This window comes from Frankia sp. AiPs1 (assembly GCF_023716945.1).
Classification (GTDB): Bacteria; Actinomycetota; Actinomycetes; order Frankiales; family Frankiaceae; genus Frankia.
Window position 1 is genome coordinate 1 of record NZ_JAMQQF010000075.1, and the last position, 18,538, is coordinate 18,538.

Annotated in this window: 18 protein-coding genes; 11 read left to right on the forward strand and 7 right to left on the reverse strand. The window is 73.7% G+C overall.

Annotation, left to right across the window (positions count from 1 at the left end):
• The coding region (locus ND748_RS10265) for an aminotransferase class V-fold PLP-dependent enzyme (protein WP_251745444.1) at nt 1-419 on the forward strand (419 nt) is incomplete at its 5' end.
• Between the two features lie 196 nt (nt 420-615).
• Nucleotides 616-900: a sulfurtransferase TusA family protein gene (locus ND748_RS10270; protein WP_251745445.1), complete on the forward strand. Its 285-nt coding sequence runs from the start codon at nt 616-618 to the stop codon at nt 898-900.
• Nucleotides 901-979: 79 nt separating this feature from the next.
• Here ND748_RS10270 and ND748_RS10275 read toward each other — a convergent pair whose 3' ends face one another.
• Both ND748_RS10275 and erpA read right to left on the reverse strand, forming a co-directional pair.
• Nucleotides 980-1,960, reverse strand: coding sequence for a carbohydrate kinase family protein (locus tag ND748_RS10275; RefSeq protein ID WP_251745460.1), 981 nt, complete (start codon nt 1,958-1,960; stop codon nt 980-982).
• Between the two features lie 229 nt (nt 1,961-2,189).
• Nucleotides 2,190-2,552: an iron-sulfur cluster insertion protein ErpA gene (gene erpA, locus ND748_RS10280; RefSeq protein WP_251745446.1), complete on the reverse strand. Its 363-nt coding sequence runs from the start codon at nt 2,550-2,552 to the stop codon at nt 2,190-2,192.
• Nucleotides 2,553-3,062: 510 nt separating this feature from the next.
• Between erpA and nadA the strand changes: the two genes are divergently transcribed.
• The 3 genes from nadA (at nt 3,063) to ND748_RS10295 (ending at nt 5,963) form a co-directional block, all read left to right on the forward strand.
• Nucleotides 3,063-4,268: a quinolinate synthase NadA gene (gene nadA / locus ND748_RS10285; protein WP_251745447.1), complete on the forward strand. Its 1,206-nt coding sequence runs from the start codon at nt 3,063-3,065 to the stop codon at nt 4,266-4,268.
• Entirely contained in the window at nt 4,268-4,882 is a 615-nt protein-coding gene (locus ND748_RS10290; protein WP_251745448.1) for a DUF3043 domain-containing protein, read from the forward strand. Before nadA ends, ND748_RS10290 begins: the two co-directional genes overlap by 1 nt.
• Before the next feature lie 115 nt (nt 4,883-4,997).
• On the forward strand, nt 4,998-5,963 hold the full coding sequence (locus ND748_RS10295) for an aldo/keto reductase family protein (RefSeq protein ID WP_251745449.1): 966 nt from the start codon (nt 4,998-5,000) through the stop codon (nt 5,961-5,963).
• Nucleotides 5,964-6,084: 121 nt separating this feature from the next.
• On the opposite strand, the gene ND748_RS10300 is transcribed toward ND748_RS10295, so the two are convergent.
• From ND748_RS10300 to ND748_RS10310, 3 genes are all read right to left on the reverse strand, one after another.
• Nucleotides 6,085-6,681, reverse strand: coding sequence for a TetR/AcrR family transcriptional regulator (locus ND748_RS10300; RefSeq protein ID WP_251745450.1), 597 nt, complete (start codon nt 6,679-6,681; stop codon nt 6,085-6,087).
• Nucleotides 6,682-6,729: 48 nt separating this feature from the next.
• A complete protein-coding gene (locus ND748_RS10305) occupies nt 6,730-7,215 on the reverse strand; it encodes a nitroreductase family deazaflavin-dependent oxidoreductase (RefSeq protein ID WP_251745451.1) in 486 nt (161 codons plus the stop codon).
• Nucleotides 7,216-7,649: 434 nt separating this feature from the next.
• Complete coding sequence (locus ND748_RS10310; RefSeq protein WP_251745452.1) at nt 7,650-7,862, reverse strand: hypothetical protein; 213 nt, start codon at nt 7,860-7,862, stop codon at nt 7,650-7,652.
• Nucleotides 7,863-8,204: 342 nt separating this feature from the next.
• Here ND748_RS10310 and ND748_RS10315 point away from each other — a divergent pair, with 342 nt between their 5' ends.
• The 3 genes from ND748_RS10315 to ND748_RS10325 all read left to right on the forward strand — a co-directional run bounded on the left by ND748_RS10315 (nt 8,205) and on the right by ND748_RS10325 (nt 10,853).
• A complete protein-coding gene (locus ND748_RS10315) occupies nt 8,205-8,375 on the forward strand; it encodes a hypothetical protein (protein WP_251745453.1) in 171 nt (56 codons plus the stop codon).
• A gap of 63 nt (nt 8,376-8,438) precedes the next feature.
• The gene (locus tag ND748_RS10320; protein ID WP_251745454.1) at nt 8,439-9,917 is read left to right on the forward strand and encodes a bifunctional adenosylcobinamide kinase/adenosylcobinamide-phosphate guanylyltransferase; all 1,479 of its coding nucleotides are present in this window, start codon (nt 8,439-8,441) and stop codon (nt 9,915-9,917) included.
• A 183-nt stretch (nt 9,918-10,100) separates the two neighbouring features.
• Nucleotides 10,101-10,853 carry a hypothetical protein gene (locus ND748_RS10325; RefSeq protein WP_251745455.1) on the forward strand — a complete coding sequence of 251 codons (753 nt, stop codon included), beginning with the start codon at nt 10,101-10,103 and terminating at the stop codon, nt 10,851-10,853.
• Here the strand turns inward: ND748_RS10325 and ND748_RS10330 are convergent.
• On the reverse strand, nt 10,835-14,713 hold the full coding sequence (locus tag ND748_RS10330) for an NB-ARC domain-containing protein (RefSeq protein ID WP_251745456.1): 3,879 nt from the start codon (nt 14,711-14,713) through the stop codon (nt 10,835-10,837). The two genes, ND748_RS10325 and ND748_RS10330, sit on opposite strands and share 19 nt — an antisense overlap.
• A gap of 367 nt (nt 14,714-15,080) precedes the next feature.
• Between ND748_RS10330 and cobT the strand changes: the two genes are divergently transcribed.
• Both cobT and ND748_RS10340 read left to right on the forward strand, forming a co-directional pair.
• Nucleotides 15,081-16,214, forward strand: a complete 1,134-nt coding sequence (gene cobT, locus ND748_RS10335; protein WP_251745457.1) for a nicotinate-nucleotide--dimethylbenzimidazole phosphoribosyltransferase — start codon at nt 15,081-15,083, stop codon at nt 16,212-16,214.
• Nucleotides 16,214-17,032, forward strand: coding sequence for an adenosylcobinamide-GDP ribazoletransferase (locus ND748_RS10340; RefSeq protein WP_251745458.1), 819 nt, complete (start codon nt 16,214-16,216; stop codon nt 17,030-17,032). The genes cobT and ND748_RS10340 overlap by 1 nt, the downstream gene beginning before the upstream one ends.
• Here ND748_RS10340 and gcvT read toward each other — a convergent pair.
• Nucleotides 17,021-18,118, reverse strand: a complete 1,098-nt coding sequence (gcvT, locus tag ND748_RS10345; protein ID WP_251745459.1) for a glycine cleavage system aminomethyltransferase GcvT — start codon at nt 18,116-18,118, stop codon at nt 17,021-17,023. The genes ND748_RS10340 and gcvT overlap by 12 nt on opposite strands.
• Before the next feature lie 119 nt (nt 18,119-18,237).
• Here gcvT and ND748_RS10350 point away from each other — a divergent pair.
• The coding region (locus tag ND748_RS10350) for a M17 family peptidase N-terminal domain-containing protein (protein WP_285901892.1) at nt 18,238-18,538 on the forward strand (301 nt) is incomplete at its 3' end.

The window sequence follows — 18,538 nt, forward strand, 5'->3', positions numbered from 1 at the left end:
CCGCCGCGCTGGCCGCCCGCACCGCGGAACTCGCGGCGGAGGGCCCGCGGCTGGCCGGCTACGTCCGCGACCTGCGGCGCCGGCTGCCCGAGCTCGTCGACGGGGTGGAGCTGCTCGGCGATCCGGACCAGGCCCCGACCGTGCCGCACATCACCGCGTTCTCCTGCCTGTACGTCGAGGGCGAGGCGCTGCTGACCGAGCTGGACCGGGCCGGCATCGCGGTCAGCTCCGGGTCGAGCTGCACCTCCGACACCCTGACCCCGAGCCACGTGCTGGTTGCGATGGGCGCGCTGACCCACGGGAACCTGCGGGTGTCGTTCGGCCGCGACTCCACCCGGACCGATCTCGACGCCCTTCTCGACGTTCTGCCCGGCGCCGTGCGGGCCGTGCGGGCACGCCTGGGAGCGGACGGGCTGTGACCGGACGGCCCGGGACGGCGCGGCCTGTGACCGGACGGCCCGGGACGGCGCGACCTGCGGCCGGCCGGATCGGGACGGCAGGCCCGGGACGACGGGCGCGAACGTCACCCGGATCCGCCGACGCCCGGCCCGGCCCGAACAGGCCCGGACCGGCTCGTGATCTGCCCGCTCAGGGTCTCGAGAGGGGGAACAGGCGATGACCACCGACGGGCCGGCGGACGCCGGCATGGACCCCAAGCGGGACAGCACAGCGCCGGCGGAGCGGGTCGACTCGCGCGGCCGACGCTGCCCGCTGCCGATCATCGACCTCGCCCGGGCGTTCGGATCGGTGCCGCCCGGCGGCACCATCACCCTCTGGGCGGACGACCCGGCGGCCGGCCCGGACGTGGCGGCCTGGTGCCGGCTGCGCGGTCAGGAACTGGTGGCGGCGCGCCCGCTGCCGGCCGGCGGCGAGGAGTTCGTCATCCGCCGCCTGGCCTGATCGAGCGGCCAGCGGTTCCGTCGATTCAGCCGGTCCCGTCGGTTCAGCCGATCCTGCCGGTTCAGCCGGTCCCGTCGGTTCAGCCCGCGGGCAGGTGCTCGGCGATCTGGGCGGCCGCGTCGGCTCCGTAGGCTTCGGTGATCCGCTTGAGCATGTCGGACGGCTCAGCCGTGTACTCCTGCGTGCCGACGGTCTCCAGCACCAGGGTGGCGAGCAGGCAGCCGACCTGGGCGGCGCGTTCGAGCGGCAACTCCCAGGACAGCCCGGCGAAGAAGCCGGCACGGAACGCGTCGCCGACACCCGTCGGGTCCGGGGTGGCCCGAGCAGGCACCACGGGGACGCGGATCGGGTCGCTCTCCGGCGCCTCGATCACCACACCGTCCTTGCCGTGGGTGGTGACCCGCACGCCGACCTTCGCCAGGATCTCCGCGTCGCTCCAGCCGGACTTGCTGGCCAGCAGCGCCTTCTCGTACTCGTTGCAGAACAGGTAGGCCGCGCCGTCGACGACCTCGCGGATCTGCGGGCCCGCCAGCAACGCCAACTGCTGGGACGGGTCCGCGGCGAAGGCGTAGCCGCGCTCACGGCACTCCCGGCTGTGACGCACCATCGCGTCCGGCGCGTTCGGGCTGATGATCACAACGTCGAGCCCGCCGAAGCGGTCCGCGATCGGCCCGAGTTCGATCTCGGCGGCCTCGCTCATCGCCCCCGGGTAGAAGGAGGCGATCTGGTTGAGGTCCTCGTCGGTGGTACAGACGAAACGAGCCGTGTGCGCGATCTCACTGACCCGGATGGTAGTGGTGTCCACTCCGTGCCGGTCGAGCCAGGAACGGTACTCGGCGAAGTCCTCCCCGACGGCACCAACGAGCACCGGGTGCAGGCCGAGCTGACCGAGACCGAACGCGATGTTCGCCGCGGTCCCCCCGCGACGAATCACGAGTTCGTCGACGAGGAACGACAGCGACACGCTGTGGAGCTGATCGGCGAGCAACTGCTCGGCGAACCGGCCCGGGAAGCGCATGAGGTGGTCGGTGGCAATGGAACCCGTCACGGCGATACGCACGATCGTGGAGCCTACCGGCACCTGCGGCGGTCCCGAACAGCCCCCGCCCCCGCCAGGGAAGACGAAGAAGCCCGGCCCGACCGTGGTGGGGTCGAGCCGGGCTGCTCCGGCAGAAACTATCCGGCGGTGCCTGCGGGAGGCGGTGACAGCCTCCATGCCGCTGGTGAGAGGAATGCACCAGGGCTGGCGGGCGACCGCCGACGACGGCCCAGGTAGGCCGCTGCGTCGATCAGTGGAACGAGTCCCCGCAGGCGCAGGAGCCCTGCGCGTTGGGGTTGTCGATGGTGAAGCCCTGCTTCTCGATGGTGTCGACGAAGTCGATCGTCGCGCCGCCGAGGTACGGAGAGCTCATCCGGTCGAGGACGACCTTGACACCGGAGAAGTCCAGGACGGTGTCGCCGTCGAGGGACCGCTCGTCGAAGAAGAGCTGGTAGCGCATGCCCGAGCAACCCCCGGGCTGCACCGCGATGCGCAGCTTGAGGTCATCCCGGCCCTCCTGCTCCAGCAGGTTCTTGACCTTGCCGGCAGCCGTCTCGGTGAGGTTGACGGTCGAGGACTGCGTCGCGGTCTCCGTCGTGTCCTGAACGGTCATAAGGACTACTCCTGCCCTTGCTGGACGTGCCTGAGGTGCCAGGCATCACTGGTTCCGGTCGGGTACTGCGCTTCCGGTCGGTTGCATCCGGTCGGGTACTGCCCGCGGCGGAGCCGAGTCACCTCGGCCGACGCCCCGGGCACGGCACAGCGTCTGCGCCGACGTTCATGCCCAACACCATGGGACGGGATCCGCTTCCCATCGTAGCGATGTCAACGGAGCCGGGCCATGGCACCCAACTGCGAGCCACGAGACGCCGATCACCTCGGGGCACCCTCGTGACCACGTTCACGTCCGCGCCCGGAACGGCGTCGAAGCAGGCCGAACCGGGCCGAACCACGCTGAACGGCCCGGACAAGCCGGCGCCCGAGCGGCGGAGCTCCGCATACGATGGCCGCGGGGAGTTAGAGTCTCATCGACCATTCGCGGTCGACCCCCGGCGGATCGCCGGTCGGTCGGCGGCGGACGACCAGGCGGCCAGGCTGCGGGCCGGTCGACCAGAGGAGCGCCATGACGATCAATCCGACCCTCGGGCGGGATCCGGCCCTCGCGCAGGTGGGCGTCGCCCCGTCGCCGTTGGCCCTGCTGCTGCTCGGCCGCGGGTCGGACCCGGCGAGCGAACGTGGCGTCGACTGCCCCGGCGACTTGCCGCCGGCCGCCGATCCCACCCTCGCGGCCCGCGCCGCCGCCGCCAAGGCCGCGCTCGGCGACCGGGTCTTCATCCTGGGGCACCACTACCAGCGCGACGAGGTCATCGAGTTCGCCGACGTGACCGGCGACTCGTTCAAGCTCGCCCAGCAGGCCGCCGCGCGCCCGCAGGCCGAGGCGATCGTCTTCTGCGGCGTGCACTTCATGGCCGAGAGCGCCGACATCCTCACCGGCGCGCACCAGCGGGTCATCCTCCCCGACCTCGCCGCCGGCTGCTCGATGGCCGACATGGCCACCGCCGAGCAGGTCGAGCAGGCCTGGGACGACCTGCTCGACGCCGGCGTCGCCGCGGACACCGTCCCCGTCAGCTACATGAACTCCTCGGCCGCCATCAAGGCGTTCACCGGCCGGCACGGCGGCACGATCTGCACGTCCTCGAACGCCCGGCGGGCGCTGGAGTGGGCGTTCGGCGAGCGCGGGGGGACGAAGGTGCTGTTCCTGCCCGACCAGCACCTCGGGCGCAACACCGCCGTCGGCGAGCTGGGGATGACCGAGGCGGACTGCGTCGTCTACGACCCGCACCGGCCCGGCGGCGGACTGACCCACCGCCAGCTCCGCGAGGCGAAGATGATCCTCTGGCGTGGGCACTGCTCGGTGCACGGGCGCTTCACCCGTGACAGCGTCGACGAGGTGCGCGCCCGCATCCCCGGCGTCACCGTCCTGGCGCATCCGGAGTGCCGCCGGGACGTCGTCACGGCGGCGGACCTGGTCGGCTCCACCGAATACATCATCTCCGTCGTCGACGCGGCCCCGGCCGGCTCGGCGTTCGCCATCGGCACCGAACTGAACCTCGTGCAGCGGCTGGCGAAGCGGCACCCCGACAAGACCATCGTCTTCCTGGACCGTACGGTGTGTTTCTGCTCCACCATGAACCGGATCGACATGCCGCACCTCGTCTGGGCGCTGGAGTCACTCGTCCGCGGCGAGACGGTCAACCAGATCTCCGTCGACCGGGACGTGGCCACCTTTGCTCGGAAGGCACTCGATCAGATGTTGGCTCTGCCCTGATGGCCCTGCTGAAGCGGCGTGGCTCCGCCGAGGCCGACGCCGAACCGCTCGCCGAGGAGATCGAACTCGACGAGCAGGACCCGTCGGCCAACCCGCGGCGCACCGCCGCGAAGGGGCGGCCCACGCCGAAACGCTCGGATGCCCGGGCCGCCCGCGGCAAGACCGCCGCGCCGGCAGGCAAGGGCGCGAGCCGCCAGGACGCCAAGTCCGCCCGGCGCCGGCAGAGCCAGGAGTACCGCTCGGCGATGATGTCCGGCGACGTCAGCCGGCTGCCGCCGCGCGAGCGGACCCCGGAGCGGGTGCTGGCCCGCGACCTCGTCGACACCCGGCTCACCGTCGGGCCGTTCTTCCTGATGGCCGCGGTCGTCTACTTCGTCGGTGGGCTGATCCCGAACGGCGTCATCCGGCTCGCCGCGACCCTGCTGATGCTGCTGGGCATCATCGCGGTCGTCGTCGATTCGATCGTGCTTTCCTGGCAGGTGAGCCGCAAGGTCGCCGAGCGCTACCCGGACTCTCGGGTGCGGGTGCGCGCCTATGCGGCGCAGCGGGCCCTGCTCCCGCGCCGGTGGCGGCTGCCCCGGCCGAGGGTGGCCCGCGGTGACTCGCGGTCCTGACCGGGTGCACCCGCATCGTTGCCGACATCCCGGATAGGCCGCGACAAGGACCCGTCCGGTCCGATCGCTGCGGGGTGAACCCCCTCCGGGGTGGGACCCGTCGTAGGTTTGGGATGTGAAGCATCGGCGCCTGGGGCGCACCGGCCTGTCGGTCAGCGAGATCTCCTACGGAAACTGGATCACCCACGGTGACCAGATCGAGGCGGACGCGGCGACGGCGTGCGTGCGCGCCGCCTTCGACGAGGGCATCACGACCTTCGACACCGCGGACGTGTACGCGGGCACCCGCGCCGAGAGCGTGCTGGGCGAGGCCCTGAACGGCGTGCGCCGGGAGTCCTACGAGCTGTTCACCAAGGTCTACTGGCCGACCGGCCCCGGCGAGAACGACCGGGGCCTCGGCCGCAAGCACATCATCGAGTCCGCCCACGCCTCGCTGCGCCGGCTGCGCACCGACCACCTCGACGTCTACCAGGCACACCGGTACGACCCGACGGTGCCGCTGGAGGAGACGCTGCGGGCCTTCGACGACCTGGTCCGCGCCGGCAAGGTGCTCTACATCGGGGTCTCCGAGTGGTCCGCCGAGCAGATCACCGACGCCGTGCGGATCGCCGGCGAGCTCGGTCTGGACCGGATCATCTCCAACCAGCCGCAGTACTCGATGCTGTGGCGCACCATTGAGGCCGAGGTGGTGCCCGCCAGCGAGCAGGCTGGCATCTCCCAGATCGTCTGGTCGCCGATCGCGCAGGGCGTGCTGACCGGCAAGTACCTGCCCGGCCAGCCGCCGCCGAGCGGCAGCCGCGCCACCGGCGGGACCGGCGCGACGTTCATCGCTCGGCTGCTCCACGACGACGTCCTGACCGCGGTGCAGCAGCTGCGCCCGATCGCCGCGGACGCCGACCTGAGCATGGCCCAGCTCGCCGTCGCCTGGGTGCTGCAGAACGACAACGTGGCTTCGGCGATCATCGGCGCCTCCCGGCCGGAGCAGGTGCGGGAGAACGTCAAGGCGGCCGGGGTGACCCTCGACCCGGCGCTGCTCAAGCGGATCGACGACGTCCTCGCCGACGTCATCCAGCGCGGCTGAGGCCGCCGCCGGGCGCGATCAAGGTGACCGGTGAGTAGACAGCCATCGAGCGCACGGTGGGCGGCCGACGGAGGTCGAGCAGGCGGAGGTCGAGCAGGCGGGGATCGAGGCCGTCACGGGATCAGGCGCCGTCGACGGGTCGGCTGAAGGCTGCGGTCAGTGCGGCCCAGGTCCGATCCAGGTCGGAGCCCGGCAGGTACCGACCGTCGAGTTCGAGGATGACCGTGCCGTGCGCCGCCGCCCACAGCGCCTGCGCGAGGTAGGGCTCCCCCGTGGCCCGGTAGAACGGCTCGCCCGCCCAGTCCTCCACCCCCGCAGTGAGCTGGTCGCGGCGCATCGGGCCCGAGGTGACCAGCCGGTAGAGGTTCGGGTGCGCGCGGGCGTGGGCGCGGTAGGCGGCCAGCAGGTCGCCGAGCACGCTCGCAGCGTCGGCGCGGTCGACGACGCCGTGCAGCAGGTCGCCGACCTCGACCAGGGCGGCGTCGACCAGCCTGACCTCGAGCTGGGACTTGCCGGCGAGGTGCTTGTACAGCGAGGGCGCACGGATGCCCAGCAGCTCGCCGAGCCGGCGCATCGTCAGCGCCGCGGCGCCCTCCTTCTCCAGCACCTCCCGCGCGACCGCGATGATCTCACCGACCCGCGGCGAGGGCGGCGCCAGCACGGGCCGGGGTGCGACGCGCGCCAACGGCAGCCCGCCCGGACCCTGCGGCGTCCCCATCCGTCCCGTCCCCTCTCCTGTGCGGCGCCGGGACGACGAGACGACCGGTCAGCGCGCGGTCAGCGTGAAGACCGGATGGCGATGAGCGATCCGGCGGATCTCCTCGTCGGTGGACTCGGGCCCGATCCCGTCGAAGAAGGCGCCGACCTCGGCCTTCCATCGCTTCAGGTAGGCCCGCAGCACGGCGACGCTGTGCGCCGGGTCCAGCTCGTCGGCGTGATAGAGCGTACGCGAGCGCCCCCGCAGCAGATAAAGCTCACCGCCCGCGGCGCGGACGTTGCGGACCCACTGGCCGTGGCCGCGAGCGGACACCAGATACTGCCGCCCCTCGTGGGTGAGCAGATTCACCGGAGTCCGCCGCGGCTGGCCGCTGACCCGGCCGCGCACCTCCAGCACCCGGCTGCCCAGCACGCTCACACCGGCCCGGGTCACCAGCGCCACCAGGCGGTTGGCCACGTTGCGGGTGAACCAACCGGGCGCGAGGTAGTGCGCGCCGGTGGGACTGGACGACGACTGGTCACGCTGCTCGGCCATGAGCCTTGAACCTCCCGGGCGACGGATTGGCTAACACTGTTAGCCTCATTTCTAGCTAACAACGTTAGCTAGAAAGTTGTCAACAGGGACGACCAGAATTGGACTCGCGGCGGGCGCGCACGTGCGATCGAGCCACGGCACATTTCCCACGCGCGAGCGATGCCCTGGTTACGCCATGTTCTGACCCGTCGGGTGGGGTGCACGGTGAGGGTCTGACCGGAGGCCATCAGCCCGGGGTGACACCCTGATCGGCTGGCGGGTTGGCGGACTGGCAACGCGCGCGGATCACGATGGGCCGCGGAACCGCCTCGGCGCCGGTCCAACTCCTGCGATCGCGTGAGGAGCTGCCGGCCCCGGACCATCGTCGGCATCTGCGTGGCCGGGTCGTGCCCACGGGCAGACCGGCCTTCGGCGAGGTCGCGCCTCGGCTCGGATCAGGTGACCGGACGCAGGCTCATCGGGCCGTAGATGCGCCGTCCGGCGTCGAGCAGGGTGACCTGCAGGACGCCGGCCGCGAGCAGATCGCGCCACGTCTCCCCGATCCAGGTCTCGGCGTCACCCTGGCTGGTGAAGGATTCGGAGCTGGAGGCGCCGCCGACCGTGACGATCGTTCCGTCGTCGCCTTCGTAACGCCAGGTCCAGGTCATGCGTGGGTCCCTTCAGCCGGGCGGCCCGAGTCGGCCAGCCGCCTTGCGCGATCGCCCGATCGGTCGACCGGTGGACCCATCCAACCGTGTGCCCCGCGTCGGCGCGGCGCCCCGGACCAGCGCGCCGCCCGACGCCACCCCTCGCCAGGGCCGATACTCCGCGGCGGATCGGCCGAGCGGACCGGCGGTGGCGTGCCGCACGCCACTGGCGCGCGCCCGGGCACCCGCGTCAGGATGTCCACGACGCCGGTAACGTCAGCCCCGGCAGGACACGGAACGACGTGCGACGTCGAGCGCACATCCGGTACATCCGGTACATCCGGTCGAGGAGGAAGAACCCGCGTGGGAACGACCGTCTACAACGCCGCAGCCTTCGCCGCCGAGTCTGCGGAGCACGACCCGCCCCTGGCCTGGTGGGCTGCCGTGATTGTCACCTTCGTGGCCATCTTCCTGCTGGCGGCCGTGCTCGCGCTGATGACCCGGTGGGAGCGCAAGCGCCACCCGCACGTGTGATCCGGACGCGGCGGCGACGGTACCGGCTGCTACGGGGGCCGGCGCGGTGACGGGGGCCGTGCGATGCGGGTGACGCTGCTCGGCACGGGTTCGGCGGACGGCTGGCCGAACCCGTGGTGCGACTGCGCCTCCTGCGCCTGGGCCCGGGAGCACGAGGTCCGCGGGCAGACCGCCGTGCTCGTCGACGACACCCTGCTGATCGACTGCGGGCCCGATGTGCCGCGGACCGCCGCCCGGCTCGGGGTCCGGCTCTCCGGCCTGCGCCATCTGCTGATCAGCCACGCGCATCCGGACCATCTCGGTCCGGAGAGCCTGATGTGGCGGTCGTGGTCGTCCGCCGCCGGTCGGCCGCTCGACATCGTCGGGCCGCCCGCGGCACTGGCAGTGTGCCGCGAGTTCCTGACCCGCTGGGAGGGGGCCGACCCGGCCCGGGATGGCTCCGCCCTGCGGTTCGTCCCGGCGACGGCGGGCGGCGGGTCACCGCAGGACGACCCGCTGCGCCTCGGCGTGGGTGACGCCGTGTACCTGGTGCGCCCGCTGGCCGCCCGGCACGGCGACGCGAGCATCGGCCCGGCGGTGCTCTACGACGTCACCGCGCCCGACGGCGGCCGGCTGCTCTACGGCTGCGACACCGCTGCCCCGCTGCCGGCGACGACGCTCGCCGCGGTGACCGACCGGGCGTACGACGTGGTGCTGCTGGAGGAGAACAACGGGGACCGGCCGGGTTTCGGCGAGCACCTCGACCTCGACTCCTTCGCCGAACTCGTCGCGGAGCTGCGCCGGCGCGGCGCCGTGGTCGACGGCACCCGGGTGCTCGCCGTCCACCTCAGCCACCGCAACCCACCCGGGGACGAGCTGGCCCGCCGGCTCGCCCTGCTGGGCGCGCAGGCTCCCGGCGACGGCGCCGTCCTCGACCTGACGCCCCGCGCCCCGCTCCCCCACCTCCAGACTCCGGCTCCCACCGCGCACCTCGCGGGCGCCGCCGCGACGCCCCCGCCGCACCGGGTGCTGATCACTGGCGGGGCTCGGTCGGGGAAGTCCGCCGAGGCGGAGCGCCGGCTGCTCGCCGAGCCTGCGGTGGTGTACGTCGCCACCTCGGCGCCCCCCGACCCCGCCGACGCCGACGCCGAATGGTCGGCGCGGATCGCCGCGCACCGGGCCCGCCGCCCGGCCGCCTGGACAACCGTGGAGACCCTCGACCTGGTGCCGCTGCTGCGCTCGCCCGGTCCGCCGCTGCTCGTCGACGGCGTCGGGCTGTGGGTCGCCGCGCTGCTCGACGACCCGACGGAGCTGGCGAGGCGGGCCGGCGAGCTGGTCGAGGCGTGGCGGCACACCGCGCGCCGGGTGGTCGCGGTGACCGACGAGGTGGGCTCCGGGGTGGTGCCGTCGACGGCCGACGGCCGCCGTTTCCGCGACGCCCTCGGCCGCCTCAACGCCGAGCTGGCCGCCGCGTCCGACGAGGTGTGGCAGGTCGTCGCGGGCACCCCGGTCCGGCTGCGTCCCCGAACAAAGCCGAGTCCCCGGGCAGTGCGGACGACATAGCTGCGCTTGCCGCGCCGATCCGAGCTGTGGGTGATGCATTATGTGCGGATGCGTCATGAACGGCCGGACCGGTGTTGCGCGCGCTACCACTCGGACGGCGCCAAGTGCGGGAACCTGACCCGTCACGCCGACGGCTGGTGCCGCCTGCCCGGGTGCGACGGCTTCGTACGTCGATCGGCCGCAGTGGCACCGGAAATCGTTGGTGGCCGGCCGGGTACGGCCCGGCGGATCGACGCACCTCCGTCGACGCCCCTGGACCTCGGTCCGGACGAGGCCTACGAGATCGGGGTGTCCCTGCGGGCAAGGGACTCCTTCCGTTTTCATCACGGCGGATCCGACGAGGCCGCCGAGGCGCAGATCCGGTCGATGCTGGAGGAATTCCTGGTGCGTTCCGCTCGGACGGTGTCCGCGCGCGGGTTCGTCCGGCTGGCCAGGGACGGGTACAGCGTCGTGCTGACCCCGGAGGGCACGGCCGTCACCGAGTACTCGACCGTGCACAGAGAACGCACCTGGGCCCAGGTGCGCGCAGGTGTGCCGTCGCGTTTTCGCCGGCGCCGGAGTGGTCGGGGGTACCTGCGCGACGCGGCCGGCGATCCGCCCGCCCCGGGTGCGCCGGTGGCTCGCCTCGACGTCCCGTCGGCCATCGACCCGGCGACGGTCTACCTGTCCAGCCGGGCGCGCACCTCCTTCGACCGGATTCTCCACCTCCACGGCGCCACCGACGAGGAGCTCGACGACGAGATCCGCATGCGCCTCGCGTCCCTGCCGGCTGGGACCGTCGGCCTCGCCCGCGAGCGGCCCGGCGTCGAGATCGTCGTCGACGGGCTCCGCTGGTTGGTCAGCGACGACGCTCGGGTGATCGTCGGAGTCGCCCGGGCCACCAGCTCCGCGGCCGTCGCGGACGCCGAGCCCGCCGGTCAGGTGTCCAGGTCGTAGCGGTACAGCCCGGCCGAGCAGGCCAGGATGAGCCCGCCGCCCAGCCCGGGCGGTAGCCAGACGCAGTCCCGGGCCCCGCCGTCGAAGCGCATCACCGCGGCGCAGGTCCAGGTCGTCGCGTCCCAGACCAGCAGCGCGCCGTCGCCCCCCGCGGTGGCCAGCCATGCCCCGTCCGGCGAGAACCGCGCGCAGCGGACGGTGTGCAGATGACCGGTCAGCGTGACGACGGACGTGTCGTGGTCGACCGGCCAGACCCGCACGGTGTGGTCGGCCGCCGCGGAGGCCAGCAGCCTGCCGTCGGGCGAGAACGCGACTCCGAGGATGGTGCCGGTGTGCCCGGCGAGCTCGCGGTGCAGCCGGTCGGTCGCGGCCTCCCACAGCCGCACGCTCCGGTCCTCCCCGCCCACGGCGATCCAACGCCCGTCCGGGCTGACGGCACAGGCCTCGGCGGAGCCCCGGGATGCAGGTGGACCCGGCATTAGGAGCCCGGACGCCACGTCCCACCGCCGAAGCGTCCCGTCCATGCAGGTGGCGACCGCCCAGGTGCCGGTGGGGTCGAGGGCGAAGCTGCTGATCTCGGCGTCGGCCGTCAGTGTCCCCCCCACGGCGCCCGTCACCGGATCCCACCGGCGCAGCGCGGTGAGCGTCTCGGGCACGAGCACCCAGGCCCCGTCGGGGCTCGCCTCGACCCCGCGAGCCATCTCCACAGTGCCGGCGACGGCGGTGCCGGTGAGCTCGCCGGTCGCCAGGTCCCACGCGGCCGCGGTGCCGTGGTCGGAGTAGGCGACGACGCGCGGCGCGACGCCACGCTCGTGGGAGGCCACGACGACGCATCCGCGCATCGGCTCGTCCCGGCCGCCCGCGGACGGTTTCGGCAGGTCGACGTCGGTGGTGGCCCACAACCGGATCACGCCGTACCGGTCAGCGGCGGCCACCCAGGTTCCGTCCGGCGAGAGGACGCAGGCGCGGCTGCCGACCGCGCCCGACAGGTCGGCCCGATGAAGTCCCGCAGCCGCGTCCCACAGTCGGATCACGCCCTCCCGGCTCGTCGTCGCCAACAGCCGGCCGTCCGGGCCGGCCGCGGCGCCCCGGATCGCGCCGAAGTCCTCCCGGATCGTTCCGATGGGTCGGCCCGTGGGCATCGACCACCGCCTGAACGTGCCATCCTCCCCCGACGAGCCCAGCCAGCTTCCGTCCGGCGCGACCGTCAGCGCCAGGACGGGTCCGACATGGCCGGTCAGCATCGTCGCCTGCCGCCCGGTCGGCGGGTCGAGGATGCGGATCACGCCGTCGTCCCCGGCGACGGCGATCCAGCCGCCGTCCGGGGCCGCGACGCAGCAGCGCAGCGCCACGTCGGCGACGGTGACCGCGAGCAGGCAGGCCGCGCTGCGCGGATCCCAACAGCGCAGGCTCCCGTCCTCGCCGACCGAGAGGACGGCACCGTCCGGGCCGAACGCGCAGGCGGTGACACCGCCGACGTGGCCACGCCGCACCTGCGACGCGGCCGGTCGCCTCGATGGCACCGCCCAGGTCCGCACCGTGCCGTCCGCCCCGGCGGAGGCGACCGCCCGGCCGTCCGGCGCGAACGCGCAGTCGAGCACCGCGCCGTCGTGGCCCGTCAGCACCGTCTGGCCCCGCCCGTCCGGCACCTCCCACAGCCGCACGGTGCCGTCACTGCCCGCGGAGACCAACATCCGTCCGTCGGGGGCGACAGCGAGCCCGTCGACCCAGCGCCGATGGCCGCCGAGGGTTCGCCGCAGCGCCGGATGCGGCTGGTCCGGACGCGACCACCGGTTGGTCAGCCGAGGCGTGGCGACGTGGGCCGCGAGGGCGGACCGGGCATCGTCGAGATCGGGGCTGCCGTCGAGGCGGCTGAGCAGAACCGCGCCGAGGGAGGCCGGCGGGTGGGTCGGGGCGAGCAGGTGGGCGTTGCGCAGGACGGCGCGGCGCAGGGCGGCCAGCACCGGCTCGTCCGGCAGGACGGTCGCCGCCAGGGCCAGGTCGGCCTGGACGGCGACCGGGCCGAGCTGCGGGCGTTGCAGCTTGGCCAGCGTCCAGCGTAGATCCCGGACCAGCGCGGCGACCTCGGCCGTCCGGCCCGCGCCGACGAGATGGCCGACGAGATGGGTCCACGCGTAGTCGGCGGACTCCGGCAGCAGCCACCACGGCTCGCTCGGCGCCACGGCCACGGCGACCGTGTCGGGCCGGGCGGGCAGGAAGGTGTCGCGCAGCGCGTCGCAGAGCACCGCCTCGAACTCGCGCAGCCGGTCCTCGCCGACCCGGACCCGCAGGTAGGTGCGCAGCACGTCCTGAAGCAGCAGCGCGGGCGGCGACCTGCGGTAGGCGACGACCAGGGAGAGGTCCGCCAGCTCCTGGCAGAGGTCGTCGACCTCGTCCGGATCGAGATCGCCGGTGGCCCCCCAGTAGGCGTCGAGCACCCGGCGCGGGATCTCGACGTCCTCGGGGAAGACCGCGAGTTCCAGGTAGCGCTCCAGGCGGTGGCCGGTCAGCAGGCCGAGGCTCGCGGCCAGGGTGGCCTCGACCGCCTCGGTGCGCTGCGCGGCCCGGCTGACGTCGAGCCCGGTCGGGCCACGCCGGCGCATTCGGCGCAGCACCCGCTCGGCGGCCCGCGTCGCGCTCATGCCGTCACGGACATGCCGCACGAGCGCGCGGTTGACCAGGCGCAGCAGCACCGGCCAGCGTCCGGTCACCCCCAGCAGCCGTTCGGCCGCTTCCGGCGCCTGCTCGCCGAGGTCACGCAGCAGCAGCGCCAACGCCTCGGCGGGGAGCATCGCCGGGATCTCGATCATCCGCGCCCTGGGCGCAAGGTCCCGCAGCCGGGTGGTGACGAACCGGACGGTGCCCGCCCCGCCCAGCAGGAACGGCTGCAACTGGGCCGGGTTCCACACGTCGTCGACGACCAGCAGCCGGGACTCGTCACCGAGCAGCGTCCCGAGGTGGAAGCCGGCCTGTTCCGGGTCGGCGAGGGTTGGCCGGACGCCGCTGAGCGTCTCGCTCAGATCGTTGATCCGTTCCGCGAGCCGGGCGCCGTCGAGAGTCTCCCCGATGGTGACCCAGAGCAGCCCGCCGCCGAACGCCCCGGCGATCTCCGGTTGCCGGCACACCTCGCGGGTCAGCGTGGTCTTTCCCATCCCGCCGGTGCCGTGCAGCACGACGGGCTCCAGAACGGCGCCTGCTGCGCCGGGCCCGCCTGCCGCGCTCGCGAGCACCTCGGCGAGCACGACCGAGGTCAGTGCCGGACGGGGCACGAGGTCGTCCCGGTCGCCGGGGAGCATCCACGGACGGCGCTGGCCGCCCGCGCCCGGGGTCCCCGTGGCGCCGCCGGCCGCGGCCTGGCCGGCCTCGTCCGCTCGGGCCACGCGCCGTTGGCTCTCCCGCAGCTTCACCAAGGCGTCGAGGACGGCCGTCTCAAGATCGCCGGCACCGCGGAAATCGGCCGTGATGATGCCGGACTCGCGCAGCCGACTGCGGAACGCCTTCTGCCGTTCCGCGTGGGTCTCGTCGACGAACTCACCGAACGGAACCTCGGCGAGATAATCCAACAGGAACACCAGGCGGGGCATCCCGGCCCGGGTTGCCGTGTCGAACTCCAGCTCGGTGTAGGACGTCTCGGGCCGTCCGGTCACCAGCGAGCCGTAACGAAATCCGATGAGCCCCAGGTAGACGTCGGAGGAAAGGACCGTCCGTACGCAGAAGTCGGCCGGATCGGCGTCCCGGGCGCCGAAGTACTCCATGTCGATCACCCGGTCGCCGGCCAGCGCGACGGCCCGCTCGGCGGCGGCGACAAACGACCGCTCCCGTGGAAACCGGCGCAGTTCCGCGGTATGGCTCAGAAACACCCGCCGTTCGCGCGCGACCGGCAGCCCACCGCGGGCCGGCCCCGAGCCAGCCGCCCGAATCCGATCCGAAAACGGATCGTCCGGGACCGACATATGTCGCAACGTATCCGATCGACTCCGCTGTCCGCATCCTCTGCCGCTGCTCCGCGGCTCCGGGATCAATCCGACCGCCGGCTCCGACCCCGACCCCGGCTCCGACCACCGGCTCCGACCTCGCCTCGGACCCCGGCTCGGCCCCCGGCTCGGGCCTCGCCTCGCCCTGCCGCCCGCTCGGCGCCGCCCTGCCGCCCCGCCGCGGGCCGGCATGGACTGCCGCGGTGGAGACGGGGTGCCAGCTCCCCGAGACCGATCAGGTAGTAAGGACCTCGTGGATTCCCAAGACGCTAGCGGCGTCGTTCCCGTCGTCCCGGTGTTGGACAGCGACGCGATGGCGGCGGCCCGGCGCAGGCAGGGCGAGCTGACCAAGCCACCGGGCGCGCTCGGCCGGCTCGAGGAGCTGTCGATCTGGCTCGCCGGCGTACAGGGGACCTGTCCCCCGCGGCCCTTCGCCCGGGTCCGGGCGATCGTGATCGCGGGTGATCACGGTATCGCCGAGCTCGGCGTGTCCGCGTTCCCCAGCGACGTGACGGCCCAGATGGTGGCGAACTTCGCCGCCGGCGGGGCGGCGGTCAACGTCCTCGCCCGCCAGGTCGGGGCCGCCGTGCGGGTCGTCGACGTCGCCGTGGACACCCCACGGCCCACCACCGTGGGCGGAGTCGACGGCACCGCGCCGCCCGACCGCTACCGGGTGCGGCGCTCGAGCGGACGGATCGACCGGACGGACGCGTTGAGCGTGGCCGAGGCCGAGCGGGCGTTCGCCGTCGGCCGGCTCATCGCGGACGAGGAGATCGACGCGGGTGCGGATCTGCTCGTCCCCGGGGAGATGGGGATCGGGAACACCACCCCCGCGGCGACCATCGTCGCGCTGCTGGGTGACCGCGAGCCCATCGAGGTGGTCGGGCGGGGCACGGGCATCGACGACCGCCGCTGGATGGTGAAGACGGCCGCGATCCGGGACGCCATGCGGCGCGGGCGGCCGTTCGCCGGCAACGCGCTGTCGTTGCTGCGGGTCGTCGGCGGGGCGGACCTGCTGGCCCTCGCCGGCCTGCTGGTGCAGGCCGGCGTGCGGCGGACCCCGGTCATCCTCGACGGCGTCATCGTCTGCGCCGCGGCGCTGGCGGCCGAACGCATCGCGCCGGGCGCCCGGCAGTGGTGGGTGGCGGGCACCCGCTCGCCCGAACCGGCGCAGGCGATCGCGCTGGGCGCGCTCGGGCTCACACCGCTGATCGACGCCGGGCTGCGCCTGGGCGAGGGCACCGGGGCCCTGCTGGCGGTGCCGTTGGTGCGCGCCGCGCAGGCGACACTGGCGGAGATGGCGACGTTCGACCAGGCCGGCGTGACCGGTAAGTCCGAGGCCAGCGGCCTCGACGCCCTCGACGACGCGGCGGTCGACGTCACGTGATGGTGGCGGCGAGAACCGCGTTCACGCTGCTCACGGCGCTCCCCCTGCGCGGGCCGGAGCGGCTGGACCGGCGACTGGCCGGCCGGGCGATGGCGCTGGCCCCCCTGGTGGGCCTGGTCCTCGGGCTGGCCACCGCCGTGGTCGTGGTCGCCCTGCGGGTCACGACCGGGACGCCCGGCCACCGCAACCAGAGCCTGCTACCCGCCGCGGTCGGCATCGCCGTCCTCGCGCTGGCCAGCCGAGGCCTGCACCTCGACGGCCTGGCCGATCTCGGCGACGGCCTCGGCGCGCGGCGGGCGCGAGGGCGGGACCGCGCCCTGGAGATCATGCGCGAGTCGACGATCGGTGCTTTCGGCGTCATCGGCGTCGTGTTCGTCGTGTTGCTCCAGGTCGCGGCGCTCAGCGCCGCCATCACCGTGCACCGCGGCACCGTCTCGATCCTCGTCGCCGTGATGACCGGCCGGCTCGCCGCGACCCTCGCCTGCACCGGGCGGACCCCACCCGCCCATCCGGACGGCCTCGGCGCGCTCGTGGCCGGCACGGTCCGCACCCGGGACGCGGTGCTCGCCGTCGTCGGGGTCTGCGCCGTGGCGGCGTTGGCCGGCCGCCTCGACTTCGACGGCGGGGACGCCAGCCGGGCTGTCCGCGCCGTCGTCGCGGTCTGCCTCGGAATCGCCTTCTCGGTGGCCCTGCGCCGCTATCTGACCAGCCGCTTCGGCGGCCTGACCGGCGACATGCTCGGCGCGATCATCGAACTCACCACCATGGTGACCCTGATCATCATGGCGATGACCCTGCCGACCGTCCTACTTGGGTGATGACTGGACGAAGGGGGGGCGCACGACCGTCATGGGGCTCGGGCGGCCGCGGACGTCGACGTTCACGGTGTCGCCCTCGGCGACGCCGCGGTCGAGCAGTGCCAGGCCGATGCCCTGGCGCAGCGTCGGGGCGAAGGTGCCGCTGGTGACCTCGCCGATCGGCTCGCCGTCCGCCGTGGTCACGGACATGTGCGGCCGCGGAATGGCCCGGCCGGTCGAGGTCAGCCCCCACAGCAGGCGCGCGGGCCCGGCGGCCCGCTCGGCGAGCAGGGCCTCCCGGCCCCAGAACCGTTCCTTGCCCCAGCCGACCGCCCAGCCGGACCGGGCCTGCACCGGCGTGATCTCCCGCGACAGGTCCTGGCCGTGCAGCGGGTACCCCATCTCCGTGCGCAGGGTGTCGCGGGCGCCGAGACCGGCCGGCGACGCGCCGAGGCCCTCCCCCGCGGCGAACAGCGCGTCCCACAGCGCGGGCGTGTCGTCCCAGCGGGGCAGCAGCTCGTAGCCGCGCTCACCGGTGTACCCGGACCGGCAGACGATCACCGGGCGGCCCTTCCACTCCGCCTCGACGAAGCTCATGTACGCCCCGTCGGTGGGCAGGCCGAGGGCCGCGACCAGGGTCGGGGCCGCGGGGCCCTGCACGGCGAGCACCCCGAACCCGGTGTGCCGGTCGGTGACCGACACACCCGCCGGGGCGGCCGCGGCGAGGCGGGCGACGACCTCGGCGTTGTTCGCGGCGTTGGGCACGAGCAGGACCCGCTCGGCGGCGAAAAGGTAGGCGATCAGGTCGTCGACGACCCCGCCGTCCTCGGCGCAGCACAACGTGTACTGAGCCTGCCCGGCGGAAATCCGGCCCAGGTCGTTGCTCAGGCAGGCGTTGACGAACTCGGCGGCGCCCGCGCCGACCACCTCCGCCTTGCCGAGATGGCTGACGTCGAAGATTCCCACCGCGCCACGGACCGCCTCGTGCTCGGCGAGCACTCCGCGTCCGGCGTATTCGATCGGCATCTCCCAGCCCCCGAAGCCGGACATCTTCGCGCCGAGATCGACATGACGGCCGTAGAGCGGAGATCGACGCAGGTCTGCCATGGCGGACAGCCTAGTGTCGCCGCGGTCGGGAGCGCGGTGACCGGCGAAGGATCGGCGCCGGACGGGTCGCGGCACCCCGGGGGGCGTCCACCGGGCTTGTCGTTCAATACGCTCACCGCATGACCAGCATCGCGCCCAGCTCAGCAGCACTAGTCGATCTCGAGGCGGATGCGGTGGTGATCGGCACCGCATCGAGCGAGAACGGCCTTCTGGTGACCGGCGGCGCTGCCGAGGTGGACGCGGCGCTGGGCGGCCGGCTCGCCGCGGTGCTCGCCTCGCTTGGCGCGACCGGGAAGGTCGGCGAGACCGTTCGCTTCGCGACCCTGGGGGCACTGCCGGCGGCCACCGTCCTCGCGGTCGGGCTCGGCCCGCTGGCCGCCGCGTCCGCCACCGGGTCCGCCGCTGCCTCCGCCCTTGGCT